The following is a 17214-nucleotide window of genomic DNA, read 5'->3' as shown; positions in this document are numbered from 1 at the left end:
CCATCCTGAGCAATTTCAGTGCAATCATAGGGATGGTAATCAACAAAAAGGGTGACTGTAGAAGCCGTGACGTAAAAGCGGCAGCATCCTCACTGTGCAGGACCCTGCCGGTAAAAAGCGGGGGAATAAATTATCTGAGCCGGTCGCAGGCATCATGTAAAGCCGCGATATATTCCTGCAACTCTGCACTACAATTTTTTAGTCGCATCTGGCTTTCAATGCTGGCAATAACATTAAGGTGAGGTGAACGGATATTAATGACTTCGTGCATAGCGTGATAGCCGCCCCCGACAATAAGGGCGATAGCGGAAAGGGTTAACTGATCAAGCTGAGACTGGCTCAGTTTATCGTCAAGAACTTCTGCTGCAATAAATATGTCTGCGGTACTGCCGGAGATAGAGACGAGCAAAGGGTTATCGCGATCAAACATACGTTCCACAAATGCGCGACTGCCATCAGCCAGTTTGTGACTGATCCGTGTCCTAAAAAGCGGTCGGATCTTCGTCAGCCCGTTAATGGTTAATATTTTTTGCAGTTTTGGGTCAAGCTGATCGAAGGTGGCTTTATCAAGAATACCGATGTCTTCACGATAAGTTTTCGATAGCACGCCGCTGCGCCCCCTGACAGTGAACAGACTGTCAGGTCTGTTCCTTTGTTTTATTTTTTCCACCGGGGAGGCATTATTTCTAAACAGAAACGCATATTTACCCGCATCATGAATCGCATGATCGATGATAAACGTCCCCATCGATTTAAGTAACTGTATTTTTCTGACGAACATTTCTGCTGAATATTCGGCAGACAACAGAACAGAGGTAATATCCTTTTTGGATATCCTTGCAAACTGACCATCGATATCAACATCTGTTTTTTATTGTCTGAGTGAGTTTCGCGAGTTGTTTATTTTTAAGTCTTTGAAGAAAAAGGTCATCTTTGGACTGATGCCTATTTTTTGCCTGTGTCAGCATAAATATCCTTATTTTTTAAATAATCACATCGACGAAAGTTGAAACTTCATTTTTAGGCAACCCAGTCTAACACAGGGTGAAAGGCAAAAAGAGGAACTTTCTATGTATCAGAACTTAATAAACATGATGAATAATAGCAATACCATCTATTTATAAAATAAATAACTCTTACCTGCTGCGCAGATGAAATAAATATCGGCGGAAATATTTCCGCCGCGAATATCAGGCTCGCAAATTAAGCTGTTCAATAACACGTGCCAGTTGCTGGCGTTCATCACCCGTAACACACTGAAGCGGTAACGGCAGACATGGGGCAGAAACCAGGCCGAGAATTTCTGCGGCGGCTGCCACAACGCGCAGGCTTCCGTGCTGGCGGAACATTTCCCATAACGGCTCAAGCTGTGCCGATAAAGACTGCGCAGTTTGGGTATCCCCGTTTTGTGCTGCACGTGTGATCGCCACCGGAATTTCCGGGAACAATCCGGCAATGACCGAATACCACACATCGCCGCCCTGCGTCAGAACCGTGGCAGCAGCCAGATCACCCGCCGCGCCGAGCGTCACATGCGCCGGAACCAACGGACGAAGCGCCGCCAGACGTTTTTGCGTGGCAACAGGGTCAGCAGATAACCCGGGGATTTTGATACTGGCAACATGCGGCAGTTGCGCGATACGCCCGTAAAGCTCATCGGTGAAATCAAAATGCGTCGTGGCAGGATTATCGTAAACGCACAGCGGCACCGAAAGATGACGGGTCACCGTTTCATACAACGTGAAGACTTCATCACTGGTGAGTTTCTGATACGACACAGGCGCCAGTAATACAGCACTCACCCCCGCCCGCTGGGCATCTTCCGCAAGGTGCAGCACGTCAGAAGTACGCACTGAACCGATACTGACCATCACGGGAATACCCTCAGCGTGTTCTACCGCCAGCCGGGCAACGCGGTCACGTTCACTGTGTTTCAGATAAGCATAACTGCCCGTCGAGCCCAGTGCGCCGATGGAATCCACACCCGCACTCACCAGACGCGACATTAGCCTGACAAAAGATTTCTCATCAATGCCTTTATCCGTCAGCGGGGTGAGAGGAAAAGCACTTAATCCTGTGAACATCGGAAACTCCCAAAGGGGTTAATTAACAAGACTCAGCATAGAGCAGCGATTTACTTTTTGCCCGAGACAGATGAACCGGCATCCGGTTTCAGGCGCAACATATCCAGCCAGCCAATCAGGGTCAGCACCGCGATAACAATAAAGGCCACTTTGAAACTCATGCCGGGAACAGACTCCCAGTGCAACATATCCACCAGTTGTTCACCCAGGCGCGTACCGAGCGCACCGACCGTGATCCCAAGCCCGACCGACAGTTGCAGTACCGTGCTGAACAGCGTATTAGCATCGGCCATTTGTTTTGCAGGCACATCAGAAAAGGCCAGCGTACTGATGCCGGTAAACTGCATTGAACGGCTAAGGCCGCCGAGAAACAGCAATAACATCACCAGCCAGTCCGGCGTGCCAGGCGTCAGAAACGCGCAGAACAGCAGTGAGAAAACGCTCAGCAGGCCATTCACCACCAGCACCGGACGGAAGCCGAAACGGCGGATCAGCGGCGTGGTCGCCGGTTTCATCGCCAGATTACCGGCAAACACCGCCAGCACCAGTAAACCGGCATGGAACGGATCCATACCAAATCCGACCTGTAACATCAGCGGCAGCAGGAACGGCACCGCGCTGATGGTCACGCGAAACAACGAACCGCCGCCCATACTGATACGAAATGTCGGGATCACCATCGACCCCAGATTCACCATCGGCGCGGGGTCGCGGTAAAGATGACGGACAGCCAGCACCGAAAGCACCACACCAGCGACCAGTAACAGCCCGGCGGTTGTCCACAAAATATGATCCTGGCTGATCAGCTCCAGCCCGGTGACCAGCGAAAGCATCGCCAGCCCGGTGAGCAGGAACCCCGGTTTGTCGAAATGTTTGGGTTCATCGGAAGGTGCCTGAGGAAACAGACGCCACGCCAGCATCATCGCAATAATTCCGAGCGGCACATTGATATAGAAAATCCAGTGCCATGAGGCGTAATGGGTAATGAATCCACCGAGCGGCGGCCCGAGGATCGGCGCCACCAGCGCAGGCCAGGTGAGCGTGGCGATAGCTTTGATTAACTGTGGTTTTGGCGTAGTTTTCAGCACCGTGAGACGCCCGACCGGCACCATCAGCGCACCGCCAACACCCTGAATAATACGCAGAATGATAAACTCACTGACGCTGGTCGCCATAGCACAAAACAGCGAAGCCAGCGTAAAGACGGCGAGGGCAAAGGTGAATACGTTGCGGGCACCAAAACGTTCTGCCGCCCAGCCACTGGCGGGGATAAGTACCGCCAGCGTCAGCATATACGCACTCATCCCGGCATTGAGATCGACCGCTGATACGCCGAAAGAAATCGCCATTTGCGGCAGCGCGGTGGCAATCACCGTACCGTCGATAAACTCCATAAAGAAAGCAGCAGCAACCAATAAAGCAATGACGGAGATCCCGTTACTGGCGGCGGTTTCTCCCTGCGGATGTTCTGACGCATCCGATTTACTGTGGCTCATTGTCTTCTGTCCCGGAAAAACAGCATCGCTGCAGAACGCAGCAAAAGATAGATGATAAGTATTAAACCTATCACACACCTTTGGCTGGGTTATAGATCGCATGAGGATCAAAAAGAGCGATTTCCTGTCATCGGAGCGCAGTGAAGAACCCGCCCTGCAACTGGCAGGTAAAATCGCTGACATCTTCCTCCAGACAAAGTGCGATATCGGCGGCAAATCCACGACGGTTCAGCTCACGCGCTGAACCACAGCCTTCAAGTTCTGCCCGTGTCAGATGTTGATAAACAGCACAGGCAGCGCGGGCTTCAGCAGATAAACGACGGTGCGAAAGGCGCGAAACCAGCCCGCCAGCGGCGGCAAAATCTTCAAGTGCCGGACGCAGTGAGTTGTCCGGCCACTTTTCACCAGCGGGCACGATCAAAATCTGGCGAAACTTTTCACACGCGCGGGCGGTCGCGGTCAGATTGCGAAAACAGGCGGTGAAAATCGCCGCCTTGTGCGCCTTGGCTTTAAAAGTCAGCGCGGATCCGTTCGGCGAAGGCAGCACCAGCCGCGTTCCCGCTGTCATGTTCAGCAAGGAGCAGGGAGAAAGAGTGAAACCCTGCCCCTGAAAACGCCGGTCAAACTGCGCACATTCGGCATTATTCTCTGCGGCAAATTGCTGCGCACTGGCGTCTTTCCAGGGATACGGGAAGATCATGCCGCCGCGTTCACCGGCCACACTCACGCAGGTGGAAAACGACATCACGTCGATAATGACAATACAGTCCGCTTCTGCCGCCAGATGCTCCATGGCAGGCGCGCCCCATTCCACACGAACATCAAAATCAGCCTGCGAAAAATCAGTCATGAAAGCGTCCTGTTCAGAATATAAAAGCAAGAAAAAGCAGATTAATTCGCCAGCGTATTCACTACACTGATTAACACGATTTTAACGTTGATAATTCCATTACTAAAACAAGGCAATAGCCAATATTCAATAGGGGATGTGAATGAAAGCGGGTGATTTTTGCCGTCTGTTACTGCTGGCGGCGATCTGGGGGGGTAGTTTTCTGTTTATGCGGGTGGCGGCACCGGCATTCGGTGCCATCAATACTGCGTTCTTGCGCGTGCTGTTTGGGTTTATCGGACTCGTCGTTATCCTTGCCGTGATGCGAACGCCGCGTGATTACCAGCAAAAATTTGGCAGTTCGCTGCTGCTCGGGGTGATCAACTCCGGTTTGCCGTTCCTGATGTATTGTCTGGCTGTGCGTGCTGGCAGTCGGCCTTATCTGTACCGCGTGGGCGTATATCCTGTATTTCCGGCTCATTGCCGACATCGGCCCACTGCGCAGCATGACAGTGACATTTCTGATCCCGCCGTTCGGCATTTTGTGGGGTTATCTGTTACTCAATGAAACGCTGTCTGAAGGCTTCTTCGCGGGCGGAATACTGATCTGCGTGGCGGTGTGGCTGGTACTCAGTCCGGGAAAAAAGTTGGCGGGAAAAGCAAAAACGCCCGCACCTGAAGCCAAATAGATTCAATCCCCTAAGCAAGGTACGGGCAGGGCGTCAGCCAAGATATTCGATGATTGTTAAACCACCGTTGTAGTCGGTGCTGTAGATAATGCCCTGTGCATCGACAAACACGTCGCAGGACTGGATCACCTGCGGCCTGCCCGGACGTTTATCCATCATGCTTGCTGGTGCAGCGGGCACCAGCGCACCGGTTTCTTTTGGATGATACGGATTGCTGATGTCGTACGCACGCACTCCGGCATTCTGATAGGTGGCGAAAATCAGCGTCGAACTGACAAAACTACCGGGACGGTTTTCATGCAGATTATGTGGCCCGAAATGCGCGCCCTTTCTGACGTAATTCCGTTCTGCCGGTTGCGGGAAGGTCGAAATACTCACCGGATTCGACGGCTCGCGCACATCAAATACCCAGATCAGCTTCTCGCCATCTTCCTGATTATCCAGCACCGCTTCATCGAGCACGACCAGCAGATCCCGGTCCGGCAACGGCAGAGCGGTATGCGTGCCGCCGCCAAATGGCGGGCTCCAGTTGCGGTGTGAAATCAGCTGCGGCGCGCTGCGGTCTTTGATATCCAGCAGTGTCAGGCCGCCGTCGCGCCAGCTGGCATAGGCAGTATCACCGCTGATGATCGCGTGATGCAATGCGTAGCGTTTACCTTCCGGCCAGTCCGGCGTTTCACCGCCAGCGGTGTGCATTCCGGGCAACCACCAGCGACCGGCAACCTGAGGATTGCGCGGGTCGGCCAGATCAATGGTCAGGAAAATGTAATCGCTGTAGCCGTCAATCAGCGCGGACACATACGCCCAGCGCCCGCCGACGTACCAGATACGATGCACACCGATCCCTTCCAGCCCGAGAAAGCCGATCTCTTTTGGCTGATCGGGCAGCGAAATATCAAAGATACGCACACCGGCACTCCAGCCACGCTGTTGCGTGTCTTGCACTGTCTCGCTGACGGAGCGGGTGTAATAGACTTTTTCATCGGCAAAACGCACGTCGGCGAACAAATCCCGCGCGTTGATCACCAGCAGTAAATCGTCGTGCGCCTGTAAATGCACGTTCCAGGTGCCCGGAGGCGCAGCGACAAAACCGGCAGGGCGCGGATTTTTTAGGGTCGCGCACATCCACAATGGAAAAGCCCTGCGACACCATATGACCGATATAGGCATAACCACGGTGAACCATGACCTGCACGCCGTCAGGTTTTCCGCCCTGATCGCTGTGGCCGATCAGCCGCATATTCCGGCTGTATTCCGGCGTGGGGAGAGAATGTGTAGTCATCTTCAGGCCTTATTTTTTGTGCTGCGCTTCAAGCGTGGCGAACCACGGCGCAATAAAATCATCTGATTTACCCCAGCCCGGGATCACTTTCGCCAGCGACGCCACATTTACCGCGTCAGGATTGCTGACCAGCAGCGCCTGCGGAATGGCTGCGGCTTTGAATTCATAGCTGGCAGGCGTTTTCTCACCGGCAATTTTATTAGCAACCAGACGCAGGTTGATCGCCCCAATCAGTTTCGGATCGACCGCCACGCTGACTTTCCACGGGCTGTTAGCTTCGCGCATCAAACCAATATCCTGATTGGAAATATCAATGCTGTAGAGTTTGATTTCGGTACGGCCATTCTCCTGCAGGGCTTTGTACGCGCCCTGACTGAACGCATCCCAGGTTCCCCAGATAGCATCGATTTTGCCTTTCGGGTATTTCGCCAGCAGCGCGCCGACTTTATTTGCGGTATCCCCCTGAACGTCAGAAGATACCGCGCCGACGGATTCCAGCTCATGAATGCCCGGATTGGCGGCTAAGATTTTTTTTATACGCGTCCTGACGACGTTCCATTGGCGGGAAACCGGCGACCCACAGTTTGACGATATTGGCTTTGCCATTGAAATCTTTAATCAGCTGACCGACGGAAAGATCGGTGAGCGACGCATCGTCCTGCTGGGTGACGGTCACACCGGGAATGTCGCCGTTGACCGCCGTATCAAACACTGAAACGGCAATGCCGCTGGCGGTGATGCGTTTGAGCAGTTCGGTGGAATAGGGATCGCGCCCTTGCGACAAAATAATGCCATCGTATTTCTGGCTGATCGCCTGATTCACAAAGTCCTGGAATTTGGCGTCATCGCCGTTACTGAGAAATGTATTCACCTGAAAGCCCAGCTTGCGGCCTTCCTGAATTGCGCCGGAGACAAACTGCGTAGTGTTGTCGTCTGAGCCCAGATTGCGGATCACTGCAATGCGTACCGGCCCTTTATGATCGCTGATGGCTTTCGGTACAGGCGCAGTGCCGGCGGCAAAAGAAGGGAAAACGGAGAGCAAACTTAACGCCAGTAACGACGAGGAAAACAGTTTCATGGTTATTACCCTGTGTGGTTAATCATCATTTTAACGGGAGGACAATTCATGACAGGCCTTGTACAGGCTCTTATATTGAGTTAATGAATTGATTGCCCGAGTTTTGATGACCCGCGAATGAATGGCAACGAACGAAAAGGCATAAGTTAATGCAAAAGATTATTAGCCATCCGGATGTCCGGGCGTAGGATTATAACAGCTTCTAAATTAAGGATTTCCCCATGAGTGAGACAGATATCCGCGTGGTCACCGGCCCCGCCAACTATTTTTCGTTCCCCGGCGCTATCGAACGGCTGAGCGACTTCTACACACCGGCGCAACTGGATAACGCGCTGTGGATTTACGGCGAGCGTGCCTTAGTGGCAGCACAGGATTTCCTGCCGGAAGCCTTTACCGCTTCGCAGGCCAGGCGGGTTCTGTTTAAAGCGCATTGCAGCGAAACCGAAGTGCAGCGTATTGCGGATATTGGCGGGAATGACCGTCAGGTAGTGATCGGTATTGGCGGCGGTGCAGTGCTGGATACTGCGAAAGTCGTGGCGCGACGTCTGGGATTGCCGGTTGTCGCTATCCCGACCATTGCCGCGACCTGTGCCGCCTGGACGCCACTGTCTGTCTGGTACAACGATGAAGGGCAGGCGTTGCGTTATGAAATCTTTAACGACGCTAACCATCTGGTTTTGGTCGAGCCACGCATTATTCTGCGTGCGCCCAAGGAATATCTGCTGGCCGGTATCGGCGATACGCTGGCGAAATGGTACGAAGCCGTGGTGCTCAGCCCGCAGCCGGAAAAACTGCCCTTAACCGTTCAGCTCGGCCTGAATACTGCGCTGACCATTCGGGATGTGTTGCTCAATGAAAGCGAAGCGGCGTTGCAGGCGCAGGATGATAATCAGCTGACGCAGTCGTTCCTCAATGTACTGGACGCGATTATCGCGGGCGGAGGATTAGTCGGCGGACTGGGCGACCGTTATACGCGTATCGCGGCGGCGCATTCCGTACACAACGGCCTGACCGCATTGCCGCAAACCGATGCGTTTCTGCACGGCACGAAAGTGGCGTATGGCATTCTGGTGCAAAGCGCGTTGCTCAATCAGCCGCAAGTGGTGCAGCAGTTAACCGCACTGTACAAAGTGCTGGATTTGCCGGTCAGTCTGGCGCAATTGCAGGTGGATATTCACGATGAACGGCAGATGTCGCGCCTGATTGAACGCACATTACAGGCCGGGGAATCCATTCATCTGTTGCCTGGAAATCCGAATGCGGAACAGCTGCGGCTGGCATTTGAATTTGTAGAGAATAAATAGTCATGCGCTAATTTATTCTATTCATGTTTTTGTATTCATAAATAAATAACCCGGCATTGACCGGGTTTAATTTAACTTTTTACGTTTAATACTCCTCTGAACTGCTTTCACTATTGCTTCAATAATAACCATTATTAACAGGGTAGAGATCAATCCAGTAACAGACAGGAGCACGGCAAAAATATCATCCTGCAATCCAGGCCACGGCGGCTCTCCGTAATCTGGCTTCATCAGTTGATCAAAATAATCCGCGATGGCTATCGATTTGATGTATTCATAATCAATCAGCCAGCCGGGAAAGGGCGACAACAGGTAGTAATCTATAAAAATAAAAAGCGCCAGCCGCACCGCTATCTTACAGAATAAGGCATGGCGCATTCATATCCCCCGTAACATCCGCATTAGTTTTCTAAAAGATGCTTCAATGACGGCTATAAAACACGTAGCAATAATTGATGTAGTAGTCACCGAAAATATTAGAAACGTAAGTTCTTCCATATCCCCGCGGTCACCTGCATCAAATCCTAAAAAAGAATGATAAAACTCCACAACCGGATCAGTTATCAGGTAAATATAGTGTGTGACTGACTCGTTTAAAGGTATCAAAAGCCATGTAATGACAATGAACAGCACCAACCGCCAAACAATTTTCAACGCGCTAGAAATGCAGGCATGGTGCATTGATATCTCCCAGAACTTCAATTTCTCCATACGCTTTTTGGTCTAAGACAGGAATAATCATCGTATGAGCGCGAAGCAAATAATCCCGCAAAACGTTAAAATCCGTATGGTTATAAAAGGTGATACAACCATCAGAAACCCCAGTACCATCGGGTCTGAGAGGATGAAGACGAAAATTCCCGCGTTCCCTCGTTCCTATAAATGTCCAATCATCTACGAGAGAATCCTGTCTATAAAGAGCAAACCATGAATCGTAATCGTTACCCGATTTCCACTCCTTTCTCATTTTCACTATCCACGAATTTAAACCGCCGGTAGGGCGATCAACAATCCAGTACCTTCCTGGCGGAATAGCTCCATTTTTTAAATCTGAACATCCCTGCCTGTTGAGCAGTGAACCAAGTCCTGAAAATACAGGAAAGACCCCCACACCAGCACAATAAAGTTTTGCGATTTTTCCGCCTTCATAAAGACGATTGAAATCCACTTTGCACGAAATCATCCCTGTGTTCCCTGTTATGCGTACAAGCTGGAATTCCATTCATCGGTAAAACTGATATGTCCATCGAGGTACAACCAGGTGATTTTATGATACCCGAGACCAATGGACTCGGTAGGAATGCTGGCCTGTCCCTCAGCATGTTTAAAATTATGCATATGCGGATTGATATTAAGAAGACGAACACCTTCCATTGTCATATTTAAATATTCATCTTCCATTCCGGCCGCGTTAATCCGATACCATTTAACGACTGCTTTTTGTAGCTTCTCGCTGGTAGCTACTGCGCGGTAAAGATAAGGCGTAGATTTATCAAACTCTTTGACAAGCCCCATCGTTTGATGGACACGAGTAGACATTAACCGCCCGGTATTCCCATCGAAAGGAACGGAAAGACCGTGTGTGAAACTCTGTATTTCAATCGCGCCTTCACGACCTAAAATCTCAGAACCTCCCTGGATTAATACACCGTTTGAATCGTATAACCATAAATAAGCTGGTACGGACATAATCAAATCCCTTTATGTATTGAGGGGTATACGTTATGCCTGTGCAAGAGGTCTGACAATTAGCAGTTCCTGTAAAAAAGACAATTTTCAGACATTTAGTATCTATCCACGGAAAGCCTTATGTACTCTCCGACGCTTCGCACAATCAGGAGGCAGAAAGAGGTTAATGTCAGGAATATGTAAACGGCAACTAAACGCTCGTCATTTTCCCACCTGCATTGCGTTCTCTTTAATTCTACGTTGTAAAGATGTTTAAAAATCGGGTGATACCGTGATTATTTCAGGCAGCGGAAACCGATCATGGAACACTCATCCCTTAACGAAACCGAATCCCTCAACGGCGCATTTTCCTCCGGACAAATCGGCGTTGAAGAAACAATCAAGAAAAGCAGCGGATTCAGCTTGTTTATGGATCTGCTGAGCGGCGCGTGCGTGCCTGATAATCTGTGGCGCGACCGGATGTTCCGTGTGAAATACGCCGTGCGTACCTTGCTGCACCCGCTCGATACTCTGAAAGTGCTGAACAAAATGGCCAGTGAACCCGTCTGGCAGGAAGCATTCAGTATTCAGACCAAACTGCCGAGCAAAATTCACAAACCTTATCTGCATCTTGGCCTGCCTTCTGCCGGTCGTGCTGATGCGCTGGTGGATCACTACGAGTTCGTCAAAAATCTCGAAAACGTGCAGATGCGTAACACTTTCCTCAGCGAAAAGGGGAATACGGTTACGCAGTTCACCGGTAAAGATGGGGAAGCTTTTCGCGTGGTTCTGGGTTCCATCGGTAAATCCGAGCGCGAAGGCGAAGCCAATATGTTCCTGTATATGGAAGACACCTTGCTGGCGGCGCTGACCTTCAGCATTGTGCAGCGCCCGGAAGGGCCGACGATGATCGTCGGGGGATTCCAGGGCGCACACCGCTCGACGCCACATGAAGTCATTAAACAGGCGACGAAATCCTGTTACGGGCTTTTCCCAAAACGCCTGCTGCTTGAAAGCCTGCAACGCGTCGCGGCGGAGACCGGCGTTCAGCGCATTCTGGCCGTAAGCGATACCGGCCACGTTTTCCGCAGCCTGCGCTACCGTCACCGCAAGAAAAATGTGTTTGTCGCCAGTTATAACGAATTCTGGGATTCCATCAGCGCGACGCCGTATTCCCCGGCACTGTATGACGTCCCGCTGGAATTGCCGCGCAAACCGATGGAAGAGATTGCCAGTAAGAAACGTTCCGAATACCGCAAACGTTACACGCTGCTCGATGAACTGCATGAAAGCACCGCGTCGCTGCTGAAAAGCTGACAGCAACGTCCTCAGAATTATGACTCGCTGTAGCAGGCAACAGGGCCAGGGAATGGCCTTTCTGCCTGATTTTGCATGCCATAGCCCCGGTAACGCCCGTCAGATGCACGACCTTCACGGAAAATTCCCTTTAGAAATTCTTATCTGCACTTTGCTTAAGCCACGGTTTCATAAGTCATAGTTATCTAATCATTCGAATTAAAACCAATTCATTCCCAATAGTCGCGCAAATTGTGTATTAATTATGAATGATATTGTTACACGTATCTCAAAACTGACCGCTCATTCGTACACTCCTGTGTCAAATGTGAACTAATTCACATCTATTCATTCGCCTCGCCTATATAAAACGCCATATCCATAAAATCGAAACAGCGGTTCAGTTTTATAATCACTCTCCGGGCGGGACGACTATGAACGCAGAAAAACCAATTCTTTTCAGACACCAGCTGGCCTATGGCGGCGGGAACTTACTCGGCAGCGGGGCGCTGGCAATCGCCGGTATCTGGTTGCTGTACTTCTACACCACGTTTTGCGGCCTGACGTTGTTGCAAGCTTCAGCAATCTTCTCTGTCGCCAGTATCATTGATGCTATCAGTAATCCGCTGATGGGTTATCTTTCTGATAACTTTGGCAAAACGCGCCTTGGCAAACGCTTCGGGCGTCGTCGTTTCTTTATTCTGCTCGGCGTACCGCTGATGATGTTCTACCCGTTGTTATGGGTCGAAGGCTTCGGTTTCTGGTATTACCTTTCCACCTATGTGCTGTTCGAACTGATTTACACTTCGGTGATGGTGCCTTACGAAACACTGGCCACCGAAATGACCACTGATTTCTCAGCCCGCTCTAAACTGACCGGCTACAAAGCGATTTTCGGCAAAGTGGCGAACTTCCTGGCGGCCTTTATTCCGGGTCAGTTCATCCTGATTTACGGCAAAGATTCCGCTGAGCCGTTCTTCTTCACCGCACTGACTTACGGCGTCATTCTGTTTATCGCCATCGGCCTCTTATATTTATCTTCCTGGGAACGTCCGGTGGAAGAAACCACGCCGGTGGATGAGAAGAAAATGACGCTGGGCAAAACCATGCTGACGCTGGTGCGGGACATGAAATCCACGTTTCACCTGCGCGTGTTCCGCAAGCATCTGGGCATGTATTTGTGCGGCTTCGGCGCGGAATGGCTGTTCGCCTCGGTGTTCACGTATTTCATCATCTTTGTGCTGCAATATGATCCGACGATGGTGGCCGGGCTGAGCAGTCTGAACTCCATTCTGCAGTTGTTCTCCACCGCCATTTTCATCGGAATTTGCGTGAAGCACGGCTTCAGCAAGCCTTACATTCTGGCGCTCGGCATCGTTGTATTCTCGGTTGTATGCTACAGCCTGCTGCACTTACTGCATCTGCCGCAACAGTACGCGACCGTGGCGATGCTGACGATCACCGTGGTGTTTGGGATCGGCACCGGTGGCGTGTATTACATTCCGTGGACCGTTTACACCTTCCTGGCTGATATTGATGAAGCCTTTACCGGCCGCCGCCGTGAAGGGATTTACGCCGGTGCGATGACTTTCTCCGGCAAGCTGATGCGCTCGGTGATCGTCTTCGTGATGGGCGCGATTTTAAGCTTCTACGGCTTCCAGTCTAAATCCCATACGCAGCCTGAAAGTGCGGTAACGGCGATTGCGCTGGTGTTCTGCATCGGCGTGATAGCACTGGCACTGATGGCGATGGTATTCAGCCACCAGATGAAACTTAACCGCAAAACACACTTAGTGGTTCTGGGGGAAGTGGCGCGTATCAAAGCCGGCGGGGCGATCACCGACGTTCAGCCGGAAGTTCGCGCAGTGATGGAAGAACTGATCGGCTATCCGTATGAAGAATGCTGGGGCAACAGCAAAGTCTGCCGCAAAATCTTCGACACTCCCGCCGTTGAACTGGACGCGGCCAAACCGATGGTCAGCGCCACGCAAAAACCGTAAACCCTGATTTAACTCTGCATTTCTTACTTCACCGACTGGCCGGGAAACCGGCCAGCGACCCCTCACGTTTTTAGGATAAGAACGATTATGCGGGCATCAAAATTTGTTATTGCCGCGCTGTCCCTCGGGATGTGCGCACAAAGCAGCGCCGCTGCATTGCCTGACGCCAGTAAACTGGTCTGGCGCAGCATCACGTTTGGTCAGTCTACTGACGTCAATTTTGCCACCAACGTTTTGCCACAAAAAATCGGCATGAACGAAACCCGGCTCGCTGACGGTAAACCGGTGCCTGCCACAGGCACTTTGCTCAGCACGCCGTTTACGCTGGAAAGCCGCGGCGGTAAGGTCGGTAACAGTCATGATGGATTAACCTACTTCTATACGAAATTACCGGCTGACGTGAATTTCCGTCTTGAGGCCGATTTCACCCTCAACCAGTTCGGGCCGGAAAACGGCGCAAAACCGGCAGGGCAGGAAGGGGCAGGATTACTGGTGCGCGATATTCTGGGTACGCCTCGTGAACCCGTGACCAAACCCGGCATTGAAGAATTACCGGCCGCATCAAATATGGTGATGAACAGCGTAATGGCTACCGGCGATAAACCGCCGGTTCTGGCGCTGATTGCCCGTCAGGGCGTGCAGCAACCGTGGGGAAATACCGGGATCAGCATCGTGCGTGAGAGTTATCACCCGCTGACCACACCTGCGCATTTCTCATTACGCCTGACCCGCACGGATAACAGTTTTGATGTCGCTTACGCGCCGCAGGGCAGCGACCAGTGGATCAGCCAGTCCGTTGCAGGCGCTGACCGTGTGACGCAGCTGGATAAAACCGGCTATTACGTCGGATTCTTTGCTTCCCGCAATGCCAGCATCACCGTCAGTCACGCCAAACTGACGCTGGATGAAGCGCATACCCAACCTTCCGCACCTTACGTGACGCCGTCACTTAATGCGCGTATCGAAGTCATGTCATCGCCACTGATCACCCGGCGTGAAAGCGTGATCCAGTGGCGTACCAACGGTGACGGTCAGTTGCAGATTGATCAGGATGGCAAACCTTTACTGCGCCAGACCGCCGTTCGCGGCGGCGAAGTGATGACAGCGCCATTCCACGCACAGCAGCCTGTCACGCCGTTACAGATAATTTTTACGCCGGAAAACGGCACACCGGTCATGCTGGAATTTCCGCTGAAAATGGCACTGGTCAGCAACCCTGATGAATTGCACGTGTCCCCGCAGGGCGAGGCCGGTAACGACGGTTCCGCGCAACATCCGCTTGATTTCGCCAGTGCCGTTAATCTGTTAGCGCCGGGCGGCACCTTGTGGCTGGCAGAGGGGGAATATCCGGCTGGCGTGATACCGGCAACGGCCAGCGGCACGGTACAGAATCGCAAAACGCTGCGAGCGCAGGGCGACAACGTGGTGTTTAACGGGCTGAAGCTCGATGCGAGCTTCTGGAATATACGGGACATTACCGTCACGCAGAAAAGCTTCCACATTGCCGGCAGCTACAATCATATTGACCGCGTGAAAGCCCATCACGCCGATGATACCGGCATCTGGGTCGCCTCACCGGACGGCATTGGCCGTGCGCTGTGGGCCAGCCATAACCTGATCAGCAATTCAGAATCCTGGGGAAATCAGGATCCGGGACGCAAAAATGCTGACGGTTTCGCGGTCAAAATGCGCGTCGGAGAGGGTAACCGGCTGGTGAACTGCTATTCGCATGACAATGTTGACGACGGCTTTGACCTGTTCAACAAAATTGAGGACGGCCCGAACGGCAGCGTGACGATTGAAAACAGTCTGTCGGTTCACAACGGCAGTAACGGTTTTAAACTGGGCGGTGAAGGATTGCCTGTCGCACACATCATCCGTGACAGCGTGGCGGTCGAAAACGGCATGGACGGTTTCACCGATAACTTCAACCCCGGTGCGCTGATTGTCGAAAACAACCGCTCGCTGGACAACAAGCGTTTCAACTTCTTGTTCCGCCCGTCGCCTTACACCACGGCGGACAAGCAGGGCACCTTCAAAGGCAATCTTTCCTTGCGCACCTCGCCGGGTAAATATGACGATGCCGTGACCGGCAATGTGGACGACAGCAATTATTTTTATACCGGCCACAAAACGATGAATAAACAAAATAAAGAAATTCAGCCCGGAGATTTTATTTCTTTGCGGCTGCCGGATCCGATAACCCGTCTTTCAGACGGCGGATTTAATTACGCTGACTTTCTCAAGAAAAAGTGAATGCAGCGCAGTTAAAAAGCAATACCCATTTTAAATAAATAATATTACTCAATATCTCTGGGATCTAGAACTAATGAAAAATTGCAGACTGATACTCTCCGGCTTACTGCTGGCCAGCGCCAGCAGTCATGCCGTGACGATTGATCTTCGCCATGAATGGCTGGATGACAGTAAACAACATAAAGACCGCGCGATGGTGTCACACCGTTTCGCTAACGGGTTTGGTTTCTCGCTGGAAGCCAAATGGAAGTCCGGCGGTGACAACCCGAACAAACCCTTTAATAATCTGGTGGATAACGGCACTGAAAGCACCATAAGCTATCAGTATAAGATCACCCCTAAAGTGTTTATCCAGCCTGGCTTCACGCTGGAGTCCAGTTCTGACAGCAGCATCTATAAACCTTTTTTAACCGCAGGCTATACATTCGACAACGGGATCTATTTTAATGCCCGTTATCGTTATGAATATACCCGTTATACCAAAGAGAATACCGAAGACCGTAAAACTAATCGTGGTGAAATCTGGTTAGGTTATCGGATTTCCGACTGGCGCTTTGAATATAATTATATTTATAAACACAGCGATCAAATCCTTTACGACAATGATAAATGGGATTATGAGCAGGATCTGAAAGTCGCTTACAATATTAATAAACAATGGACGCCTTATGCGCAAATCGGCAATGTGTCTGTGCGGAAAACCACTGACGAAAGACAAACGCGTTTCAGGTTAGGGATCCAATATAATTTCTGATGTTATCACATTCGGGTGAGACATCTGCCAGCCGGTCAGCGAATGCTGTCCGGCTATTTCTTCACTGAAATATAAACGAAACATATCAAGCAATGTTTTCGGGTTGACAATAATATAGCGCATGGGTAAATTGCACGAGCCGCAAGTAGCGGCCTTTATTAACTTTACATAAGAGACTAATGGACACTGTAACCAGTAGCTTGCCGGATGACGCTGATATAGCGTGCCGGAACAGTAAACATAAAATCGATTGTGATCATTTCATCGTTTGGGTGTACCTCGCCAGAGCCTGATGCTCTCGTGTAATCCTGCCTCAACCTGAATGTCACGGTCCCGAGGTGTGTTATGAAGTTCAAATCTACCCTTTTTTCTGATGGCAAAACAATGACATCCACTTTGCGTGTCCGCCCGTCCCGTGACAGGATGTTGGCTTCCCGCAAGAAAGACGCAACATCTATTTTTTCCTCTAAAATCAACA

General features: G+C 51.2%; 12 protein-coding genes and 3 pseudogenes. 6 read left to right on the top strand and 9 right to left on the bottom strand.

What is annotated here, in order from left to right; all coding sequences use genetic code 11:
• Positions 1–130: 130 nt before the first annotated feature.
• From UC15_RS00790 to UC15_RS00775, 4 genes are all read right to left on the bottom strand, one after another.
• Positions 131–781 carry a hypothetical protein gene (locus UC15_RS00790; RefSeq protein WP_157960949.1) on the bottom strand — a complete coding sequence of 217 codons (651 nt, stop codon included), beginning with the start codon at positions 779–781 and terminating at the stop codon, positions 131–133.
• Positions 782–1190: 409 nt separating this feature from the next.
• Positions 1191–2084 (bottom strand): dihydrodipicolinate synthase family protein, encoded by an 894-nt coding sequence (locus UC15_RS00785; RefSeq protein WP_112286666.1) that lies wholly within the window; start codon positions 2082–2084, stop codon positions 1191–1193.
• Positions 2085–2134: 50 nt separating this feature from the next.
• Complete coding sequence (locus UC15_RS00780; RefSeq protein WP_112286665.1) at positions 2135–3580, bottom strand: MFS transporter; 1446 nt, start codon at positions 3578–3580, stop codon at positions 2135–2137.
• A gap of 127 nt (positions 3581–3707) precedes the next feature.
• Positions 3708–4430 carry a 2-phosphosulfolactate phosphatase gene (locus tag UC15_RS00775; protein ID WP_112286664.1) on the bottom strand — a complete coding sequence of 241 codons (723 nt, stop codon included), beginning with the start codon at positions 4428–4430 and terminating at the stop codon, positions 3708–3710.
• A 142-nt stretch (positions 4431–4572) separates the two neighbouring features.
• Here UC15_RS00775 and UC15_RS00770 point away from each other — a divergent pair.
• Positions 4573–5098, top strand: a pseudogene (locus tag UC15_RS00770) (EamA family transporter).
• Positions 5099–5131: 33 nt separating this feature from the next.
• Here the strand turns inward: UC15_RS00770 and UC15_RS00765 are convergent.
• Both UC15_RS00765 and UC15_RS00760 read right to left on the bottom strand, forming a co-directional pair.
• Positions 5132–6380: pseudogene (locus UC15_RS00765) on the bottom strand (LVIVD repeat-containing protein).
• A gap of 9 nt (positions 6381–6389) precedes the next feature.
• A pseudogene (locus UC15_RS00760) lies at positions 6390–7458 on the bottom strand (sugar ABC transporter substrate-binding protein).
• A 221-nt stretch (positions 7459–7679) separates the two neighbouring features.
• Here UC15_RS00760 and UC15_RS00755 point away from each other — a divergent pair.
• On the top strand, positions 7680–8762 hold the full coding sequence (locus tag UC15_RS00755; protein ID WP_112286663.1) for an oxidoreductase: 1083 nt from the start codon (positions 7680–7682) through the stop codon (positions 8760–8762).
• A 66-nt stretch (positions 8763–8828) separates the two neighbouring features.
• On the opposite strand, the gene UC15_RS00750 is transcribed toward UC15_RS00755, so the two are convergent.
• From UC15_RS00750 to UC15_RS00735, 3 genes are all read right to left on the bottom strand, one after another.
• Entirely contained in the window at positions 8829–9140 is a 312-nt protein-coding gene (locus UC15_RS00750; RefSeq protein WP_112286662.1) for a hypothetical protein, read from the bottom strand.
• Positions 9141–9420: 280 nt separating this feature from the next.
• Positions 9421–9945, bottom strand: coding sequence for a DUF2778 domain-containing protein (locus UC15_RS00740; RefSeq protein WP_112286660.1), 525 nt, complete (start codon positions 9943–9945; stop codon positions 9421–9423).
• 14 nt (positions 9946–9959) lie between these two features.
• Entirely contained in the window at positions 9960–10451 is a 492-nt protein-coding gene (locus tag UC15_RS00735; RefSeq protein WP_112286659.1) for a type VI secretion system tube protein TssD, read from the bottom strand.
• A gap of 300 nt (positions 10452–10751) precedes the next feature.
• On the opposite strand from UC15_RS00735, the gene UC15_RS00730 reads away from it, so the two are divergent.
• From UC15_RS00730 to UC15_RS00715, 4 genes are all read left to right on the top strand, one after another.
• Entirely contained in the window at positions 10752–11747 is a 996-nt protein-coding gene (locus UC15_RS00730; protein ID WP_112286658.1) for a VirK/YbjX family protein, read from the top strand.
• A gap of 413 nt (positions 11748–12160) precedes the next feature.
• Positions 12161–13726: an MFS transporter gene (locus tag UC15_RS00725; protein WP_112286657.1), complete on the top strand. Its 1566-nt coding sequence runs from the start codon at positions 12161–12163 to the stop codon at positions 13724–13726.
• 87 nt (positions 13727–13813) lie between these two features.
• Positions 13814–15982 (top strand): right-handed parallel beta-helix repeat-containing protein, encoded by a 2169-nt coding sequence (locus tag UC15_RS00720; protein WP_112286656.1) that lies wholly within the window; start codon positions 13814–13816, stop codon positions 15980–15982.
• 73 nt (positions 15983–16055) lie between these two features.
• Complete coding sequence (locus UC15_RS00715; RefSeq protein WP_112286655.1) at positions 16056–16736, top strand: oligogalacturonate-specific porin KdgM family protein; 681 nt, start codon at positions 16056–16058, stop codon at positions 16734–16736.
• The last annotated feature ends 478 nt before the right edge of the window (positions 16737–17214 follow it).

Source organism: Rahnella sp. AN3-3W3, from assembly GCF_003263545.1.
GTDB lineage: Bacteria > Pseudomonadota > Gammaproteobacteria > Enterobacterales > Enterobacteriaceae > Rahnella > Rahnella variigena.
This window is presented reverse-complemented; position numbering and strand designations above follow the sequence as displayed.